19 protein-coding genes are annotated in these 17,403 nt (G+C 66.5%); 16 read left to right on the forward strand and 3 right to left on the reverse strand.

Annotated elements, in window-relative coordinates:
- Positions 1-50 precede the first annotated feature (50 nt).
- Positions 51-1,271 carry a DUF3422 domain-containing protein gene (locus tag CFE35_RS06425; RefSeq protein WP_292929175.1) on the reverse strand — a complete coding sequence of 407 codons (1,221 nt, stop codon included), beginning with the start codon at positions 1,269-1,271 and terminating at the stop codon, positions 51-53.
- A gap of 111 nt (positions 1,272-1,382) precedes the next feature.
- On the opposite strand from CFE35_RS06425, the gene bchI reads away from it, so the two are divergent.
- Genes bchI through CFE35_RS06445 form a run of 4 tightly spaced genes read left to right on the forward strand, consistent with a single transcriptional unit; the run spans position 1,383 to position 5,110 of the window.
- Positions 1,383-2,384, forward strand: coding sequence for a magnesium chelatase ATPase subunit I (gene bchI / locus CFE35_RS06430; RefSeq protein ID WP_292929177.1), 1,002 nt, complete (start codon positions 1,383-1,385; stop codon positions 2,382-2,384).
- Positions 2,381-4,072 (forward strand): magnesium chelatase subunit D, encoded by a 1,692-nt coding sequence (locus tag CFE35_RS06435; RefSeq protein ID WP_292929179.1) that lies wholly within the window; start codon positions 2,381-2,383, stop codon positions 4,070-4,072. The genes bchI and CFE35_RS06435 overlap by 4 nt, the downstream gene beginning before the upstream one ends.
- A 10-nt stretch (positions 4,073-4,082) precedes the next feature.
- Positions 4,083-4,958, forward strand: a complete 876-nt coding sequence (gene bchO / locus CFE35_RS06440; protein WP_292929181.1) for an alpha/beta fold hydrolase BchO — start codon at positions 4,083-4,085, stop codon at positions 4,956-4,958.
- A gap of 14 nt (positions 4,959-4,972) precedes the next feature.
- Positions 4,973-5,110 (forward strand): hypothetical protein, encoded by a 138-nt coding sequence (locus tag CFE35_RS06445; protein ID WP_292929183.1) that lies wholly within the window; start codon positions 4,973-4,975, stop codon positions 5,108-5,110.
- Between the two features lie 28 nt (positions 5,111-5,138).
- On the opposite strand, the gene CFE35_RS06450 is transcribed toward CFE35_RS06445, so the two are convergent.
- Positions 5,139-6,281, reverse strand: a complete 1,143-nt coding sequence (locus CFE35_RS06450; protein WP_292929185.1) for a hypothetical protein — start codon at positions 6,279-6,281, stop codon at positions 5,139-5,141.
- A gap of 128 nt (positions 6,282-6,409) precedes the next feature.
- Here CFE35_RS06450 and CFE35_RS06455 point away from each other — a divergent pair, with 128 nt between their 5' ends.
- The 12 genes from CFE35_RS06455 (at position 6,410) to CFE35_RS06510 (ending at position 17,061) form a co-directional block, all read left to right on the forward strand.
- Entirely contained in the window at positions 6,410-7,582 is a 1,173-nt protein-coding gene (locus tag CFE35_RS06455; RefSeq protein ID WP_292929187.1) for a methyltransferase, read from the forward strand.
- Positions 7,583-7,754: 172 nt separating this feature from the next.
- Positions 7,755-8,690 (forward strand): chlorophyll synthesis pathway protein BchC, encoded by a 936-nt coding sequence (gene bchC, locus CFE35_RS06460; protein ID WP_292929189.1) that lies wholly within the window; start codon positions 7,755-7,757, stop codon positions 8,688-8,690.
- On the forward strand, positions 8,687-9,682 hold the full coding sequence (locus CFE35_RS06465) for a chlorophyllide a reductase iron protein subunit X (protein WP_292929191.1): 996 nt from the start codon (positions 8,687-8,689) through the stop codon (positions 9,680-9,682). Before bchC ends, CFE35_RS06465 begins: the two co-directional genes overlap by 4 nt.
- Positions 9,672-11,210 (forward strand): chlorophyllide a reductase subunit Y, encoded by a 1,539-nt coding sequence (gene bchY / locus CFE35_RS06470; protein WP_292929193.1) that lies wholly within the window; start codon positions 9,672-9,674, stop codon positions 11,208-11,210. The genes CFE35_RS06465 and bchY overlap by 11 nt, the downstream gene beginning before the upstream one ends.
- On the forward strand, positions 11,207-11,398 hold the full coding sequence (locus CFE35_RS06475; protein WP_292929195.1) for a hypothetical protein: 192 nt from the start codon (positions 11,207-11,209) through the stop codon (positions 11,396-11,398). Before bchY ends, CFE35_RS06475 begins: the two co-directional genes overlap by 4 nt.
- Positions 11,395-12,840, forward strand: coding sequence for a chlorophyllide a reductase subunit Z (gene bchZ, locus CFE35_RS06480; RefSeq protein WP_292929197.1), 1,446 nt, complete (start codon positions 11,395-11,397; stop codon positions 12,838-12,840). Before CFE35_RS06475 ends, bchZ begins: the two co-directional genes overlap by 4 nt.
- Before the next feature lie 124 nt (positions 12,841-12,964).
- On the forward strand, positions 12,965-13,117 hold the full coding sequence (gene pufB, locus CFE35_RS06485) for a light-harvesting antenna LH1, beta subunit (RefSeq protein WP_292929199.1): 153 nt from the start codon (positions 12,965-12,967) through the stop codon (positions 13,115-13,117).
- Positions 13,118-13,225: 108 nt separating this feature from the next.
- Positions 13,226-13,405, forward strand: a complete 180-nt coding sequence (pufA, locus tag CFE35_RS06490) for a light-harvesting antenna LH1, alpha subunit (RefSeq protein ID WP_292929874.1) — start codon at positions 13,226-13,228, stop codon at positions 13,403-13,405.
- A 129-nt stretch (positions 13,406-13,534) separates the two neighbouring features.
- Positions 13,535-14,359, forward strand: a complete 825-nt coding sequence (gene pufL / locus CFE35_RS06495) for a photosynthetic reaction center subunit L (protein ID WP_292929201.1) — start codon at positions 13,535-13,537, stop codon at positions 14,357-14,359.
- Between the two features lie 14 nt (positions 14,360-14,373).
- On the forward strand, positions 14,374-15,342 hold the full coding sequence (gene pufM, locus CFE35_RS06500) for a photosynthetic reaction center subunit M (protein ID WP_292929202.1): 969 nt from the start codon (positions 14,374-14,376) through the stop codon (positions 15,340-15,342).
- Positions 15,339-16,403 carry a photosynthetic reaction center cytochrome PufC gene (gene pufC / locus CFE35_RS06505; RefSeq protein ID WP_292929204.1) on the forward strand — a complete coding sequence of 355 codons (1,065 nt, stop codon included), beginning with the start codon at positions 15,339-15,341 and terminating at the stop codon, positions 16,401-16,403. The genes pufM and pufC overlap by 4 nt, the downstream gene beginning before the upstream one ends.
- A gap of 205 nt (positions 16,404-16,608) precedes the next feature.
- Positions 16,609-17,061 (forward strand): hypothetical protein, encoded by a 453-nt coding sequence (locus tag CFE35_RS06510; protein WP_292929206.1) that lies wholly within the window; start codon positions 16,609-16,611, stop codon positions 17,059-17,061.
- Positions 17,062-17,143: 82 nt separating this feature from the next.
- Here CFE35_RS06510 and CFE35_RS06515 read toward each other — a convergent pair whose 3' ends face one another.
- Positions 17,144-17,398, reverse strand: coding sequence for a hypothetical protein (locus CFE35_RS06515; RefSeq protein ID WP_292929208.1), 255 nt, complete (start codon positions 17,396-17,398; stop codon positions 17,144-17,146).
- Positions 17,399-17,403 lie beyond the last annotated feature (5 nt).

Genomic DNA, 17,403 nt, shown 5'->3' on the forward strand with positions numbered 1-17,403 from the left:
CTATGCGGTGATCCTACGCCTCGTGGCTTGGCGCGCAAGGCGGCTCTGGTTCAATGCGCGCCGAGGCGGCTGCGTTCGCGGCGGAGATAGACGAACAGCATGATGAACACCGGCACGATGACGAGCGCGGCAAACAGATCATGCTCCACATGCACGCCGAACAGCGCAAGACCGCCGCTGAGATAGGCGAGGAGCGAGACCGCGTAATAGGTGATGGCGACGGTGGAGAAGCCTTCGACGAGGTGCTGCAGGCGCAGCTGCGTGCGGGTCGCGCTTTCCAGCGATTTGAGGAGCTGGCCGTTCTGGTCCTCGATCCGCGTTTCTATGCGGGTGCGCAGCAGCGAGGTCAGCTGCGCGGAGCGTTCGGCCAGTTCCTGCTGGCGGCGCACCACCGTCTCGCAGGTGCGGATGGCAGGATGAAAGCGCCGCTGGGTGAAATCGGCAAGGCTGGCGAAGCCGGGAATCGCGACCGGCGCGAGCGTCGCGAGGCGTTCATCGACCAGCCGCGCGTAAGCCGCCGTGGCGCTCAGCCGGTAGCGCGAATCGCTGGCGATGGTGCCCAGCTCAAGCGACATGGCGCACAGCGCATCGAGCAGGTCGTTGTCCGAGGTCTCATCCGAATCGAGACGGCGGCCGAAGGCGCGCAGTTCTTCCTCGGCGGCATCGAGCTTGCCCCAGCACGCCCGCGCGACCGGCAGGCCAAGCAGCGCCATGTTGCGATAATTGCCCAGTTCCTGCAGCGATTGCACCGCGCGGGCGAGATCGACCGGCCCCAGCTGCCCCGCCGCGACGACAAGGCGGCCATAGCCTTCGTCCTTGATGCGGAAATCGGAAGAAAGCCGCGCGCCGCCGCCGAAATCGCAGCAGACCAGCTCTGCCGGATCGACTTCGAACTGCGCCATGCGCGCGGCAGCAGCAGCGGCATCGGCTTCGATATCGATCAGCGTGGCGCGCAGCACATCGCCCGGCGCGCTTTCCGCCCAGGCGCGCGCTTCGGCGAGCAGCGGCGCATCGGGGCTGGCAAAGACGGTCAGCGTCGTCGCCTCGCTATGGCGTTCCCACGTAAACAGCAGGCCTTCGGCAAGGATGCCCTGCATGTGGCGCTGGCCCGCATCGGCGGTGAAGGCCGGACCGCCACGAAACGGCGGCAGGCCCTCGGAAGCGCCAAGGCGCAGGATCTGGATGATCTGCATCGGGGGCGTGATCGGCGGCCAGCGGCGCAGATGCATCTCGCCGACAATCTCGCGCCGCAGCCGGTGTTCGTTGAGCATGGCTTATGGCACTCCCCGTCCGACGCTGCTTCGCGCCGCACCTCGCCTTGCGCATAGTCTTTCACAGCACACTTGCTGTTACAACCCGCATAGTCCAGATTGCTTGACACTATGAACCGATTTCCCTTCTCCGCCATCGTCGCGCAAGACGAAATGAAGCAGGCCCTGCTGCTGGCCGCTGTCGACCCTGCCATCGGGGGCGTGATGGTCTTCGGCGATCGCGGGACGGGCAAATCGACGGCGGCGCGCGCGCTGGCCGCGATCCTGCCGCCGATTGTCGCGGTGGAAGGCTGCCGCTTCGGCTGCGCGCCAAGCGATGCCGGAACTTGTCCAGATCCGTGTACATCGAAGAAGTCCGCCAAGCGCGCGGTGCCCTTCGTCGATCTGCCTTTGGGCGCGACCGAGGACCGCGTGATCGGCGCGCTCGATCTGGAGCGCGCGCTGCGCTCGGGCGAAAAGCGATTCGAGCCGGGCCTGCTGGCCAAGGCGCACCGGGGCTTTCTCTATATCGACGAGATCAACCTGCTGGAGGATCACCTCGTCGATCTGCTGCTCGATGTGGCAGCTTCGGGCGAGAACTTGGTAGAGCGCGAAGGGCTTTCGGTACGGCACAAGGCCAAGTTCGTGCTGATCGGCAGCGGCAATCCGGAAGAGGGCGAACTGCGCCCGCAGTTGCTCGACCGGTTCGGGCTATCGGTGGAAGTGCGCACGCCGCAGACGCTCGATGCGCGCGTGGAAATCATGCGCCGCTGCGCCTCGCACGAGCGTGATCCGGCGACGTTTGGCGAAGAATGGGCACCGGCGGACGCCAAGATCGTGCGCAAGATCGCACGCGGGCGCACGCGCCTCCCTTCGGTCGAGACGCCGGACGAAGTGCTCTACGATGCCTCGCGGCTGTGCATGGCTTGCAAGGCCGATGGCCTGCGCGGCGAACTCACGCTGATGCGTGCCGCCCGCGCACAGGCGGCGCTGGAGGGTGCAGATACGGTCAAGCGCAAGCATGTGATCGCCGTTGCTCCCATGGCACTTCGCCACCGCCTGCGCCGCGATGTGCTGGATGAAACGGGATCGACCACCCGCATCGAGCGCGCGGTGGCCGAGGTCTTCGGGTGACATCCCCTGCCGCGCCCGCCGCGGATGACGCGGCGCTGGCGCTGCGCGCCTTTGCGCTCTGGCCGGCGGGCTTTGGCGGGCTGTGGCTGCGCGGCCCCGGCCCGGCGCGCGATGCGCTGGTCGAACGGCTGGGCACGGCGGTGCATCTGCGGCGCATGCCCGCGCATATCGATGGTGAGCGGCTGCACGGCGGGATCGACCTTGCCGCCAGCCTTGCCGCCGGGCGCAGTGTGCCCCGCACCGGCTTCCTCGATGAAGCGCGCGGCGGGGTGGTGATCGCGCCGCTGGCCGAGCGGATCACGCCCGCGCTCGCCGGAAGCGTGGCGCAGGCGCTCGATCATGCCGATGCGGCTCAGCGCTTTGGCCTCGTGCTGCTCGATGACGGGGCCGAGCGCGATGAAGTGCCGCCGCTAAGCCTGACCGAGCGCGTGGCGTTTGCCTGCGATCTGGGGACGACCGCGCCCGCAGGGCTTGCCGCCATCGAACTGCCCGCACCCCTCGCCTCCCCGGCGGATCTCCCGGCCTGCACCGCAGAAGGGCTGGAGGCGCTGGCCGCCGTCTCGCTCGCGCTGGGCGTCGATTCCGGGCGCGCACTGCGCTTTGCCGCGCTGGCAGCGGGCGCAAGCGCGCGGCTCGATGGCCGCGATGTGGTGCGCGAAAGCGATCTGGCGGCGGCAGCCCGGCTGGTGCTCTCCCCGCGCGCCACCCGGCTGCCCCCGCCCCCGCCGGAGGATCAGGCGGAAGACGAAACCCCGCCCCCTCCCCCGCCTCCGGAAGGCGAGGCCGATAATCCCGGCGACCAGGAGCGCGAGGACACCGGCACGCCCGATCCCGATCAGTTGATCGCCGCCGCCGCCGCTGCGATCCCACCCGGCCTGCTCGAAGCGCTGGCCGATGGGCGCACCCGGCGCGGAGCGGGCAGTGGCGGCGGGGCGCGGCATTTGTCGCCGCTCAGGGGCCGCCCGCTCGCCGCGCGGCAGGGCCTCCCGCGCGGCGGCGCACGACTGGCCTTGATCGATACCTTGCGCGCAGCCGTTCCGTGGCAGGCGCTGCGCCGCGCGGAAGGCGGCGATACCCGCTCCGGCCTGCGCATCATGAAGGACGACGTGCGCGTCCGCCGCTTCGAAGCGCGCAGTGCCTCGGTCACGATCTTCGCGGTCGATGCCTCGGGCTCGGCTGCGTTCACGCGCCTTGCCGAAGCCAAGGGCGCGGTCGAGTTGCTGCTGGCGCAGGCTTATGTGAAGCGCACCGAAGTCGCGCTCGTCGCCTTTCGCGGCAACGAGGCGCAATTGCTGCTGCCGCCCACCCGCTCGCTCACCCGCGCGCGCCGGGCGCTGACCGAGCTTCCCGGCGGCGGCGGCACTCCGCTGGCGGCGGGACTTTCGATGGTCTGCACGCTTGGCACTGGCCTGACGCGCCGGGGCTATACACCGTTGCTCGTGGTCCTGACTGACGGGCGCGGCAATATCGCGCTCGATGGCAGCACCAACCGCGCCGCCGCCACCGACGATGCGCTCAAAGCCGGAAGGGCGATTGCTGCGGCGGGGCTAGCGGGCGTGGTGATCGACATTTCGCCCCGACCCCGGCCCGAAGCCGCCGCCGTGGCCGGGGCAATGCGGGCGCGCTACGTGCCCTTGCCGCAAGCGAACGCGGCCACGCTGAGCAAAGTGATTGGCGCGCTGACATGAAGCCTTCGGCATGAGCCCGCCGCTGCGCTGGGAGGCGGACGGGCGCCACTGGCCCCACCGCGCCGCCAGCCGCTTTGTCGAGGCGGGCGGGCTGACATGGCACGTGCAGGAAACCGGCGAGGGACCGCCCGTGGTGCTGCTCCACGGCACCGGCGCGGCCACGCACAGCTGGCGGCACCTGATGCCCATGCTGGCGGAGCAGCACCGCGTGATCGCGCTGGACCTGCCCGGCCACGGCTTCACGCGCGGGAAGCCCGCAGGCGGGCTGACCCTGCCCGGCATGGCGGCAGCAGTCACTGCGCTGCTGGCCGTGCTGGACGTGCGCCCGGTGCAACTGATCGGCCATTCGGCAGGCGCCGCGATCGCACTCAGGATGGTGTGCGGCGGCTTTGCCGTGCCCGAAGTGATCGGCCTCAACGCTGCACTCATGCCTTTCCCCGGCGTGTTCGCGCCGCTGTTTCAGGGGCTCGCCCGCGCGCTGGTGCGTAATCCGCTGGTGCCGCGCCTGTTCGCAGCCAGCGCGCGCACCTCCGGCGATACCGAACGGTTGCTGGTCCGCTCCACCGGATCGCGGATCGATGCCGAGGGCGTGCGCTGCTACGCCATGCTGCTGGGCAATTCGCACCATTGCGGCGGCGCGCTGGAAATGATGGCCGGTTGGGATCTGGCCGGCCTGCAACGCGATCTGCCCCAAGTGCAGCCGCGCGTGCGGCTGATCCACGGCGCAAAGGATGCCGCCGTGCCGACCAGCGCCGCGCAGCAGGCCGCGCGGCTGATCCCGCAGGCGCAGCTCAACGTGCTTGCAGGGCTTGGCCACCTGGCGCACGAAGAGCGCGCGGATCTGGTTGCGCAGGCGATCTTCGCCGATGCGGCGGTGCCTGCCTGAAGGGGAGAGACTGCATGGCTGAAAACTTCGGATGGATCGAAATGGTCGTCTTCGGCGGCGTCGCGCTGGGCATCGGCGTGTGGCAGTTGGTCTCGGTCAACCGCGAGATCGCCAGGGACAAAGCCAAGAAGGATGCCGCCGGGAAGGACTGAACGGCGGCGCTTTCCACCCCGCGCACGATCACTTGCGCGCGCGCGGCATACGGTGCGGGATCAGTTGCTGCACGATGGGTGAGCAGAACCGGTCTAGCGACAGCGTTTCCTGCATCGCCACCACCGGCTCGCCATAGAGCCGCGCGTGGAGCGTGGAGCGCGTGTAGAACGGCGAATCCTCCCAGGTGCGGCGCACCGTGGCATGGCCCCGGTCTGCCCGCGTAACGCGCTCCATCTGCCACAGCGTATTGGGCAGCGGCGCGGTCGGCGGCAAGTCAGCCTCATGCGGCACGCCCGCCTTGTCGAACCGCAGCGCGCTGGCAAACGTGGTGCCATCGCGGCGCTGGCCTTCATAGAACACCGCCACATCCTTGCCGAGATGCGCGCGCGACCAGTGCCAGATGCGAAAGCCTTCCTCCAGCGACTCAGACCCTCGGTTGGAATCGAGATAGGCACTGCCCTGCCAGCTCAGCTCCGGCGCCTGCATCTCCACCGATATGCGCGCGCGCGGGGCAAGGCAGTGCCACAAGTGCTTGCCCGCCGGATCGAGCGCGAAGGCTTCGGTGTTGAGCATTTCAGGCCAGACCTTGATCTGCCCTGCCACGCGGCGCCGCAGCGGGTTCATGATCCGCTTGTCGCGTTCCTCGATATCGATGACCAGACAATCGCCCGCCCAGCGCACGCTGCTCGGCCCGATCGCGAACTGGTCCCGCTCGGGCTGCACGGCATGTTCGCCGCGTTCGGTCATCGTCCAGCGCGCCTTGGGGCCATAGAGCGCGACGTTGAGGGCACAGTGATCGAGCGGATTGCCCCGCCCCGAACGCTTGAAATAAGGTGAGAACACGCTGCCGATGAACGCGATCACGGTGAGGCCGTGCTGGCCGTCGTCGCTCAGCGCATCGACATACCACCAGCTGTAACCGCCCGCCGGGACCGGCGCATCGAACCGGGGATGCGCATCGCTGTCGCGCGCGCCGGGTGCCCGCACGAGGCGATCATCCTCGCCCCGGCGCAGCAAGGCCCACGGATCTGGCGCCGGGGCGGCAGGCGGCAGGGCCCCGTTCATGCGCGCTATGCCGGTCCAGAGCGGGGGCCATTCGCTGGAGGGAATGCCCGCTGCCAGCTCGTCCGAACGCAAGTATGATGCGGCGGCGTCATCGCCGTCCCTCACCCCAAACGCGCTCCCTGTGCGAACATTGCCTCGCCACATGGCTCGATCTCCCTCGCCTCGCATGACAGCGGGCTGCGGGGATGATTGACGCATTGCCCGTAAATGTCCAATGTAATTGACATATGAAAATGTCCACTCAAATGGATTTGCCCCGAAAGGCAGGCCTCAAGGAACGCTGGATCGGCTTGCGCAACCGCTTGCTGACCAGTCCCCGGTTCCAGCAGTGGGCCGCCGCCTTCCCGCTCACCCGCCCGATCGTGCGCTCCCGCGCGCAGCGGGCATTCGATCTGGTGGCCGGGTTTGCCTATGCGCAAGTGCTGGCCGCGTGCGTCGAGAGCGGATTGCTCGATCTGCTGGCCGAAGGAGCCTGCGATACGGCGACTGCCGCTGAACGCGCCGGCCTTGGCCTGCCCGCCGCCGAACGCCTGCTGCGGGCTGCGGCCTCGCTGGGGATCGCCGAGTCGCTCCCGGGCGGGCGCTGGACGCTGGGGATGGATGGCGCGGCCTTGCAGTGCAATCCGGGCGCGCGGGCGATGATCCGCCACCACGCGCTGCTCTATGCCGATCTTGCCGATCCGCTGGCGCTGCTGCGCGCGGACCGCAAAGACCCCACCGCGCTCTCGGATTTCTGGACTTATGCCCGCGCCAGCGCGACCGGCGCGGTTCCGCCCGGGCGGCAGGGCGATGCGGATAACGAGCCCGCTGCCGCGGAATACTCCGCGCTGATGGCCGCATCGCAGGCCATGGTGAGCGAGCAGCTCATCGCAGCCTACAAGTTCGGCCGACACCAGGCGCTGCTCGATGTGGGCGGCGGCACGGGGGCGTTCGTGCGGGCGGTCGGCATGGCTGCCCCCGGTTTGCGACTCGGCCTGTTCGATCTGCCCGATGTCGTTGCGGGCGCGGAAACCAGGCTCGGCCGCGATGCGCTGATCGCCCCCCGGCTGACCTTCCACAAAGGCAGTTTCCTGCATGATCCGCTGCCTACGGGCCATGATCTCATCACGCTCGTGCGCATTCTCCACGATCATGACGACGAGCCCGCGCTGCGCATTCTGCGCGCGGTTCGCGCTGCGTTGCCGCCCGGCGGCACGCTGCTGATTGGCGAGCCGATGGCCGGAGCACCCGGCGGCGGCGCGATGGGAGACGCGTATTTCGGGCTGTATCTCTGGGCCATGGGATCGGGCCGCCCCCGCCGTCCGGCCGAAATCGGCGCCATGCTGCACAGCGCCGGTTTCGCGAGCTGGAAGGAGCTCCCCACACATCTCCCGCTCGTCTGCGGTGCGATTGTTGCACGGGCCTAACCCGTTCCAGCCAAACGGATCATCGGCGCTGCGGCACAGTTTATCGCAGGGGTAGCCCCTACAAAAGTGTAGTGCCGAGTTGACACTCATTCATGACAATGTAAGCTGACACTCGGAAAGCCCCCTAGACCGAACGGCACGCCGTCCGGCCCGGGCTGAGGGGAAAATGGTCGTGGAAGCACTAGCGCTCATCATGGAGGCACCGGAGCAATTGGCTCTCAGGCCCCTCGCGCTCGATGCGCCGACCGGAACCGACGTGGTGGTCGAAGTCCGCTGGAGCGGCATCAGCACCGGCACCGAAAAATTGCTCTGGACCGGGAAAATGCCCATGTTTCCGGGCATGGGCTACCCGCTGGTGCCCGGTTACGAATCGGTTGGCCGCGTGATCGATGCCGGCCGGGATGCCTGGTCGCGCATTGGTGACTGGGTGTTTGTGCCCGGCGCCAGCTGCTTTCGCGATGCCCGCGGCCTGTTCGGCGGCTCGGCCCGCCGCCTCGTTCTCCCGTCCACCCGCGCATTGACCATCGACGAGTCGCTCAAGGCTGACGGCGTGCTCTTTGCCCTCGCGGCGACGGCGCTGCATGCCCTGGACGGCGGCACCCTGCCCGATCTCATCATCGGGCACGGCGTGCTCGGCCGCCTGCTGGCGCGCATCACGATGGCGCTGGGCGGCGGCGCTCCCACTGTGTGGGAAACCGATCCGCAGCGCACCGGCGGCGGCGTGGGCTACACCGTGCTCACGCCCGATGCCGATCCGCGCCGCGATTATCACTCGATCTGCGATGCCAGCGGCGATTCGAACATTCTCGATACGCTGATGGGGCGCCTGGCCCGCGGCGGCGAAATCAATCTCGCCGGGTTCTATGCCGAACGGCTGAACTTCGCCTTTCCGGCTGCCTTCCGCGCCGAAGCCCGCATCCGCGTCGCCGCCGAATGGGCGCCGGACGATCTGGCCCGCACACGCGATCTCATCCGCTCGGGACGCCTCGATCTCTCCGGCCTCGTCACCGATGTGCGCCCCGCGAGCGAAGCAGCCGAAGCCTATCCTGCGGCCTTCACCGACCGCAACTGCCTGAAGATGGTTCTCGATTGGAGCGATTGCGCATGACAACTCTTGAAGCATCTGCGCGCGTTCAGGCTCTTCGCGACGAAGCGGCGATCGAACCCGATGCGATCGTGCCGACCGAAGTGACCAAGGAAACGCAGATCATCGCGATCTACGGCAAGGGCGGCTCGGGCAAGAGCTTTGCCCTCTCCAACCTCAGCTACATGATGGCCCAGCAGGGCAAGCGCGTGCTGCTGATCGGCTGCGATCCCAAGTCCGATACCACCTCGCTGCTGTTTGGCGGCAAGAGCTGCCCCACGATCATCGAAACCTCGGCGCGCAAGAAGCTGGCCGGGGAAGACGTGAAGATCGAGGACGTCTGCTTCCAGCGCGACGGCGTTTTCGCGATGGAGCTTGGCGGGCCGGAAGTGGGCCGGGGCTGCGGCGGGCGCGGGATCATCCACGGCTTCGAACTGCTGGAAAAGCTCGGCTTCCACGAGTGGGGCTTCGATTACGTGCTGCTCGATTTCCTCGGCGACGTGGTCTGCGGCGGCTTCGGCCTGCCGATCGCGCGCGACATGTGCCAGAAGGTCATCGTCGTCGGCTCGAACGATCTCCAGTCACTCTACGTCGCGAACAACGTCTGCAAGGCAGTTGAATATTTCCGCTCAATGGGCGGCAATGTCGGCGTCGCCGGCATGATCATCAACAAGGACGACGGCACCGGAGAGGCCAAGGCCTTTGCCGAAGCGGTCGACATTCCGGTGCTCTGCGCGATCCCGGCGGACGAGGATATTCGCCGCAAGTCCGCCAATTACCAGATCATCGGCCGGCCCGACACGCAGTGGGGCAGCCTGTTCGAGGAACTGGCGGAGAACGTCGCCACCGCGCCCCCGCGCCGGCCCAAGCCGCTCGACCAGGACGGCCTGCTCGGCCTGTTCTCGCCCGAGGATACCGGTGGCAACGTGACGCTGCTGCCCGCCACCCAGGCCGACATGCGCGGCGGCACCTTCGAAGCCAAGGCTTCGCTGGAGGTCATCTACGATGACATCTGACGCGCGCCCCGCTCCCGACAGAATTGACGCGACACCTGACGCGCTCGTTCCGGCGGGCGAAGATGGCGGTTGCCACGGCGGTGTGGACCGGATGCGCGATGCCGCGCGCGCCGCTGGCAAGAGCGAAGTGCTCGATCGCTATGCCGCCGACTATCCGGTCGGCCCGCACGATCAGCCGCAATCGATGTGCCCGGCCTTCGGCTCGCTGCGCGTGGGCCTTCGGATGCGGCGCACGGCCAGCGTGCTCTCGGGCTCGGCCTGCTGCGTTTATGGCCTCACCTTCACGTCGCACTTCTATGGCGCGCGGCGCAGCGTCGGCTACGTGCCGTTCAGCTCGGAAACGCTCGTCACCGGCAAGCTCTTCGAGGATATCAAGGAAGCGGTCGAGAAGCTCGCTGATCCGGCGGACTACGATGCCATCGTCGTCACCAACCTCTGCGTGCCGACCGCAAGCGGCGTGCCGCTGCGCCTGCTTGGCAAGGAAATCAACGGCGTCCGGATCATCGGAATCGACGTGCCGGGATTTGGCATCCCGACGCATGCCGAAGCCAAGGACGTGCTTGCCGGTGCCATGCTCGCCTATGCCCGCAGCGAGGCTGAAGCTGGCCCGGTGAGCGCTCCGGCGAGCCGCTCAGACAAGCCAACCATAACGCTGCTGGGCGAGATGTTCCCGGTTGATCCGATGGGCATTTCCCAGATGCTGGAGCCGATGGGCCTCGCCGCCGGGCCGGTCGTGCCGACGCGCGAATGGCGCGAGCTTTATGCTGCGCTCGATTGCGCTGCCGTCGCCGCGATCCATCCGTTCTATACCGCCAGCGTGCGCGAATTCGAGGCCGCTGGCCGCACCGTCGTCGGCTCCGCCCCGGTCGGGCGTGATGGCACCGCCGCCTGGCTCGCGGCCATCGGCGATGCCTGCGGCGTCAGCGCCGAAGCCGTCGCGAATGCGCAGAACCGCGTTCTCCCGGCGATCACGGCTGCGCTGGCGGCCCGCCCGATCAAGGGCCGGATCACCGTTTCGGGCTATGAAGGCTCCGAACTGCTGGTCGCCCGCCTGCTCATCGAAAGCGGCGCGGACGTGCGCTATGTCGGCACCGCCTGCCCGCGCACCGTCTGGTCCGATCCTGACCGCGAATGGCTCCAGGCCCGCGGCGTGCGCGTGCAATATCGCGCCAGCCTCGAACAGGACATTGCCGCGGTCGAGGAATTCCGCCCCGATCTCGCCATCGGCACGACCCCGGTCGTGCAGCACGCCAAGCAGATGGCGATCCCGGCGCTCTATTTCACCAACCTCATCTCGGCCCGCCCGCTGATGGGCCCGGCTGGCGCTGGCAGCCTTGCGATGGTGGTCAACACCGCCATCGCCGGGAAAGCCCGCTTCGACCGCATGTCGGCCTTCTTCGAGGGCGTCGGCACCGGCCACACCACCGGCGTGTGGGAAGATACTCCGCAGGACCGTCCGAACTTCAAGAAGAAGTACGCTGCGCTCAACGAGGCTGCCCGCAAGGCGGCCGAGGCGGTGGGCTCATGATCCTGCTCCTCGCCTATCGCGGCCAGCGCCTCGCTGTCACCGTTCAGCCTTCGCGCCAACCGGCCAGCCAGCCATCGAGCCCGCCTTCGGACCAGACGTCCGACCAGACGTCGGCACTGCTGTTCGGCCATACCTTGGGCAAGGCTTTGAGCCAGTCTCTGGGCCAGACCTTCGGAGGGTGCGCATGACCCTCATCATCGATCATGATCGGGCCGGGGGCTACTGGGGCGCGGTCTACGTCTTCACGGCGGTCAAGGGCCTGCAGGTGATTATCGATGGCCCCGTGGGCTGCGAGAACCTGCCGGTCACGTCCGTCCTGCACTACACCGACGGCCTGCCGCCGCACGAGCTGCCCATCGTCGTCACGGGCCTTGGCGAGGAAGAGCTGGGCAAAACCGGCACCGAAGCCGCCATGCGCCGCGCGTGGAAGACCCTCGATCCCGATCTGCCAGCGGTCGTCGTCACCGGCTCGATTGCCGAAATGATCGGCGGCGGCGTCACGCCAGGCGGCACCAACATCAAGCGCTTCCTGCCGCGCACGATCGACGAGGATCAGTGGCAATCGGCGGACCGCGCGCTCAGCTGGCTGTGGACCGAGTTCGGCCCCAAGGCGATGCCCGCCCCCAAGGCGCGTAAGGAAGGCGAAAAGCCGCGCGTCAACATCATCGGCCCGGCCTACGGCATGTTCAACATGGCCTCCGACCTTGCCGAAGTGCGCCGCCTGATCGAGGGCATCGGCGCCGAAGTGAACATGGTGTTCCCACTGGGCTGCCACCTCGCCGATATCCGCAAGCTGGCGGACGCAGACGCCAACGTCTGCCTCTACCGCGAGTTTGGCCGCAACTTGTGCGAAGTGCTGGAGCGGCCCTATTTCCAGGCGCCGGTCGGGCTCACGTCCACCACTCGCTTCCTCGAAGCGCTGGGCGCATCGCTCGGGCTCGATCCCGAACCATTCATCACCCGCGAAAAGCACACCACGATCAAGCCGCTGTGGGACTTGTGGCGTTCGGTGACGCAGGACTTCTTCGGCACGGCCAGCTTCGGCATCGTGGCGAACGAGACCTACACGCGCGGGATCCGCCATTTCCTCGAAGAGGATATGGGCCTGCCCTGCGCCTTCGCCTTCTCGCGCAGTGCCGGCGTGAAGCCGAAGAACGAGGACGTGCGCGACGCGATCCGGGCTGGTGCGCCGATGGTCGTGTTCGGCAGCTACAACGAGCGTATGTACCTCGCCGAATGCGGCGCGCGCAGCATCTATATCCCCGCCAGTTTCCCGGGTGCGGCCATCCGCCGCCATCCCGGAACGCCCTTCATGGGCTATTCCGGTGCGACGTATCTCATCCAGGAAGTGTGCAACGCGCTGTTCGATGCGCTGTTTCACATCCTCCCGCTGGCAACGCAGCTCGATGCGGTGCCTGCCACGCCGGCGCGGGCACACCGCGAACTGCCGTGGAGCGACGAAGCCAAGGCCCGGCTCGACGAGCTCGTCGAAGCACAGCCGGTGCTGATCCGCATCTCTTTTGCAAGACGTCTGCGCGACGCGGCCGAACAAGCCGCACGCCGCGAGGGCGAAAGCATCGTCAGCGCCGACCGGCTGGCCGATGCGCTGCTTGGCAGCGCGGCTCCATGAGCCGCGCCCACCCCATCACCCGCTATCCAGCGGGGACCACCATTCCCTCGGTTTCGGCCGTTGGAATATCGCCGGGGGGCGATCGCCGCCTCTCGCTTTGCACGTCAATACTGGAGATGCAGATATGAGCGATGATCGCCTGGGGCTCAGGACCTACCTGACGCCCGAAGAAGCCAAGGAATTTCACAAGCTGTTCATGACCAGCTTCATTGGCTTCACCGGAGTGGCCGTGGTTGCCCACTTCCTCGTGTGGTCGTGGCGTCCCTGGATTTCGTAAGAAATCCACCGTCACTTCAAACACGTTTGGCCATAACGGCCACCCGGCCATGTTTTGGCCGAACCTGAACGACCGCGCCCAAGTGGCGCATTCACAAGGAAAATGACCATGTGGAGAGTCTGGCTTATTTTCGATCCGCGCAGGGCCCTCGTGGCACTTGCCGCGTTCCTGTTTGTGCTGGCAATCGTGATTCACTTCATCCTGCTCAGCACCCCTCGCTTCAACTGGCTCGACGGCCCGCACACCGCGGCACCGGCAGCCGCAGCCGCAGCCGCGGCCGCACCCTGACCACCTGCAAGGCAAGAGGCGGCATCCCACCACGTGTGGACATGCCGCCTCCGGCACTGCGGGGGGGCAACCGGTTGATTTTGACCATATACATGTGCCCGCCAGGCTTGGGCGGGGGAGGATAGAGCTATGGCGCTCCTCAGTTTCGAGCGAAAGTATCGCGTGCGCGGAGGCACGTTGATCGGCGGGGACCTTTTCGACTTCTGGGTCGGCCCGTTCTACGTTGGGTTTTTCGGAGTGATCACGGCGATCTTCGCCTCGCTCGGAACAGCCCTCATTCTCTACTGTGCTTCACAAGGTGGCACGTGGAACCCCTGGCTGATCTCGATCGCGCCGCCTGACCTCAAATATGGCCTCGGCTTTGCTCCCCTCAACGAGGGCGGCTTCTGGCAGGTCATCACGGTCTGCGCGATCGTGTCGTTCACATCGTGGGCGCTGCGCGAAGTGGAAATCTGCCGCAAGCTGGGCATGGGATACCATGTGCCGATTGCGTTCGGCTTTGCCATCTTCGCCTACGTCTCGCTGGTGGTGATCCGTCCGGTGCTGCTGGGTGCATGGCACTTCGGCTTCCCCTACGGCATCTTCAGCCACCTCGATTGGGTGTCGAACACCGGCTACCAATACCTGCACTTCCACTACAATCCGGCGCACATGCTGGCGGTGTCGTTCTTCTTCACCACCTGCCTCGCGCTCGCATTGCACGGGGCGCTGGTGCTCTCCGCCGTGAACCCGGCCGAAGGCGAAACGGTCAAGACGCCGGAATATGAAGATACCTTCTTCCGCGATCTGATCGGTTACTCGATCGGCACCCTGGGCATCCACCGCCTGGGCCTCCTGCTGGCGCTCAACGCCGGTTTCTGGAGCGCGGTCTGCATCATCATCAGCGGCCCGCTGTGGACCCGCGGATGGCCTGAATGGTGGAACTGGTGGCTCAACCTGCCGATCTGGTCGTGAAGGAGAACCAAGCCATGGCTTATCAGAATATCTTCACCCAGGTTCAGCTCAGCCATGCCCCGGAAATGGGCATCGGGATGAAGCCGGGCAGTGATCCACGCGGCACCGCCGTAGGGTTCAACCACCTCTTCGGCCGCTTCGGCCAGGCCCAGCTCGGCCCGATCTACCTTGGCTGGACGGGGCTCCTCTCGATCCTGTGCGGGCTGACCGCGTTCGAGATCATCGGGCTCAACATGATGGCTTCGGTCAACTGGGATCCGATCCAGTTCGTCCGCATGCTGCCCTGGCTCAGCCTTGAGCCGCCGGGGCCGGAATACGGGTTCTCGCCCATCGTTCCGCTCGCCAAGGGCGGCTGGTGGATCCTCGCGGGCATGTTCCTGACCGCCTCGGTTCTGCTCTGGTCGATCCGCACCTACCGCCGGGCCCGCGCGCTTGGCATGGGCACCCACGTATTCTGGGCGTTCATCTCGGCGATCTGGCTGTTCCTCGTGCTCGGCTTCATTCGGCCCATGTTCATGGGCAGCTGGTCGGAAGCCGTGCCCTTCGGCATCTTCCCGCACCTCGATTGGACCGCCGCGTTCTCGATCCGTTACGGCAACCTGTTCTACAACCCGTTCCACGCTCTCTCGATCGCCTTCCTCTATGGCTCGACGCTGCTCTTCGCGATGCACGGCGCAACCATTCTGGCAGTCGGCCGCTATGGCGGTGAGCGCGAAATCGAGCAGATCACCGATCGCGGTACGGCATCGGAGCGCGCTGCCCTGTTCTGGCGCTGGACCATGGGCTTCAACGCCACGATGGAATCGATCCACCGTTGGGCCTGGTGGTTTGCCGTGCTGACCACGCTGACCGGCGGCATCGGCATCCTGCTCACCGGCACCGTTGTCGATAACTGGTACCTGTGGGCACAACAGCACCACTACGCGCCGTCCTATCCCAACACAGGGGTTGTGGATCCGGCATTGGGGAGCAAGGGACAATGACCAGAACCATGCTGCTGCGCTTCGGCGCAGCCCTCGCCGGCGCGGCGCTGCTCGGTGCCTGCCAATTGGAAACCAAATCGGTCCAGCAGACCGGCTTCCGCGGTACGGGCATGGACCAGGTCCATCTCGTATCGGACAAGAAGAAGATCGGCGAGGTTCCCGCCCCGCCCTATGATCCGCCCAAGCCCGGCGGCAAGCCAGCCCGCGAAGCCTACCAGAACGTCCAGGTTCTGGGAGACATCTCGGAGGACGAGTTCAGCTACACGATGGCCGCGATCACCCAGTGGATCGCGCCGGAACAGGGCTGCAACTATTGCCACAACCCGGCCAACATGGCCTCGGACGAGATCTACACCAAGAAGGTCGCGCGGCGGATGCTGCAGATGACCCGGAACATCAACACGAGCTGGACCCAGCACGTGAAACAGACCGGCGTCACCTGCTACACCTGCCACCGCGGTCAGGCGATCCCGAGCGAGAACTGGGCGCTTCCGGCGGCCGGCAATCCCGATACCATTCTGGGCAACAAGCATGGCCAGAATGCACCGATGGTCAGCACGGCCTATTCGTCGCTGCCCAACACGGCGTTTGCCAAGTACCTGCTGAACAGCGATTCGTCCCAGATCCGGGTCCAGTCGGAATACAGCCACCCATCAAAGCTGGCGACGACCTCGACGATGGAAACCGAGGGCACGTACAGCCTGATGATGCACACCTCGACCGCGCTGGGCGTGAACTGCGCGTTCTGCCACAACGCCGGCTCGTTCCAGGCCTGGAACATGAGCACGCCCAAGCGTGTTGGTGCCTGGTACGGCTACCGCATGGTGCGCGACATCAACGGGAGCTACATCACCCCGCTAGCCAGCGTGTTCCCGAAGCACCGCCTCGGGCCGATGGGTGACCCGCTCAAGGTCAACTGCACCACCTGCCACCGCGGCGTGAACAAGCCTCTCGGCGGCGTCTCGATGGTCAAGGACTACCCGGCCCTGCGGCCCAGCGGTCCGCTGGTCACGGCGGCCGCTGCTCCGGCCCCGGCTGCAGCGCCGACCAAGATGCCCTGACCCGGGTCAGGCACTCAAACACCCCCGCGCTCGCAACCGGCGCGGACTACCTGGCCCCTGCGGTTCCTTGGAATCGCGGGGGTTTTCTTTTGGGTGGAGTTGCAAGAGCAGCAACGCAGGATTGCGGAAATACAAACCTGTTTTTTCGAGAAGCCCTAGCAAAGCAGTCATTGATCTCAGCGCAGTGTAAAGCGAAGATGACCCGATGAGTGAGCTTTACGACGCCTATGGCAATCCGTTTGACCCTCGCCCAATTATAGCTCGTTGGCGGAGTGGCGAAGCCCCTGGAGCAGTGGGAACACTGTGGGAGCGACTTTATCACCAAGGCAACGTTGGGTCGGCTTCGTATGCTGCCGTACCGGATTTGGTGGAACTGCTTGAAACGTCAAGCCAACCAGACTGGGACGCCTATGCTCTCATCGCGACGATCGAGGAAGCGCGAGCAGACGGAGCCGAATTGATCCCTCCCTCGCTCATACCCGCATATACTGCGGCATGGCGGTCGGTCTTGCCTTTGGCCATCCGCGATCTTGCTAACGCATCACAAGGCGAACTGGTTCGGAGCCTCATAGCTGTGATCGCCCATGCCAAAGGCCAACATAGTCTAGCAGCCATCGCGCTTTGCTCAGATGACGAACGAGAGGAGATGCTCGGTTAGATTGCGTCCGCTCACCACGGCACCCCAGCAAATAGTAGCGCAAGCAAAGTTCATGCGTTGGCAGACTTTGAGATACCCCCAACTACCTCCCTCGCCGCACCATATCCGCCAGATGGACCGGAAACGAAGCGGCCAGCGGCAGCGCAACCCACGGCCAGCTTGCACCGACCAGCGCGGCGCGCAGGCCCAGCATCATGCAGGCGCCGGGGAGCAGCAGCAGCGCGACATCGATGGCCGGACGGCCCGCCCGCAGCAGGATCAGGGCTTCTACGGCGAGGACCGCAAGCACGAGATCGGCGGCGTGGCCGCTGGCGAAGAAGGCGGCAAGATCAGGCATCGGCC

Source organism: Novosphingobium sp. PASSN1 (assembly GCF_002278815.1).

What these genes read in the sequence shown, in the direction of transcription:
- CFE35_RS06445 (WP_292929183.1), top strand. Translation starts at nt 4,973, where the DNA reads ATGGCTGAAAACTTCGGATGGATCGAAATGGTCGTCTTCGGCGGCGTC.
- CFE35_RS06515 (WP_292929208.1), bottom strand. Translation starts at nt 17,398, where the DNA reads ATGCCTGATCTTGCCGCCTTCTTCGCCAGCGGCCACGCCGCCGATCTC.
- CFE35_RS06455 (WP_292929187.1), top strand. Translation starts at nt 6,410, where the DNA reads ATGTCCACTCAAATGGATTTGCCCCGAAAGGCAGGCCTCAAGGAACGC.
- CFE35_RS06475 (WP_292929195.1), top strand. Translation starts at nt 11,207, where the DNA reads ATGATCCTGCTCCTCGCCTATCGCGGCCAGCGCCTCGCTGTCACCGTT.
- bchY (WP_292929193.1), top strand. Translation starts at nt 9,672, where the DNA reads ATGACATCTGACGCGCGCCCCGCTCCCGACAGAATTGACGCGACACCT.
- CFE35_RS06465 (WP_292929191.1), top strand. Translation starts at nt 8,687, where the DNA reads ATGACAACTCTTGAAGCATCTGCGCGCGTTCAGGCTCTTCGCGACGAA.
- bchZ (WP_292929197.1), top strand. Translation starts at nt 11,395, where the DNA reads ATGACCCTCATCATCGATCATGATCGGGCCGGGGGCTACTGGGGCGCG.
- pufA (WP_292929874.1), top strand. Translation starts at nt 13,226, where the DNA reads ATGTGGAGAGTCTGGCTTATTTTCGATCCGCGCAGGGCCCTCGTGGCA.
- pufC (WP_292929204.1), top strand. Translation starts at nt 15,339, where the DNA reads ATGACCAGAACCATGCTGCTGCGCTTCGGCGCAGCCCTCGCCGGCGCG.
- CFE35_RS06425 (WP_292929175.1), bottom strand. Translation starts at nt 1,271, where the DNA reads ATGCTCAACGAACACCGGCTGCGGCGCGAGATTGTCGGCGAGATGCAT.
- bchO (WP_292929181.1), top strand. Translation starts at nt 4,083, where the DNA reads ATGAGCCCGCCGCTGCGCTGGGAGGCGGACGGGCGCCACTGGCCCCAC.
- pufM (WP_292929202.1), top strand. Translation starts at nt 14,374, where the DNA reads ATGGCTTATCAGAATATCTTCACCCAGGTTCAGCTCAGCCATGCCCCG.
- bchI (WP_292929177.1), top strand. Translation starts at nt 1,383, where the DNA reads ATGAACCGATTTCCCTTCTCCGCCATCGTCGCGCAAGACGAAATGAAG.
- CFE35_RS06510 (WP_292929206.1), top strand. Translation starts at nt 16,609, where the DNA reads ATGAGTGAGCTTTACGACGCCTATGGCAATCCGTTTGACCCTCGCCCA.
- pufB (WP_292929199.1), top strand. Translation starts at nt 12,965, where the DNA reads ATGAGCGATGATCGCCTGGGGCTCAGGACCTACCTGACGCCCGAAGAA.
- pufL (WP_292929201.1), top strand. Translation starts at nt 13,535, where the DNA reads ATGGCGCTCCTCAGTTTCGAGCGAAAGTATCGCGTGCGCGGAGGCACG.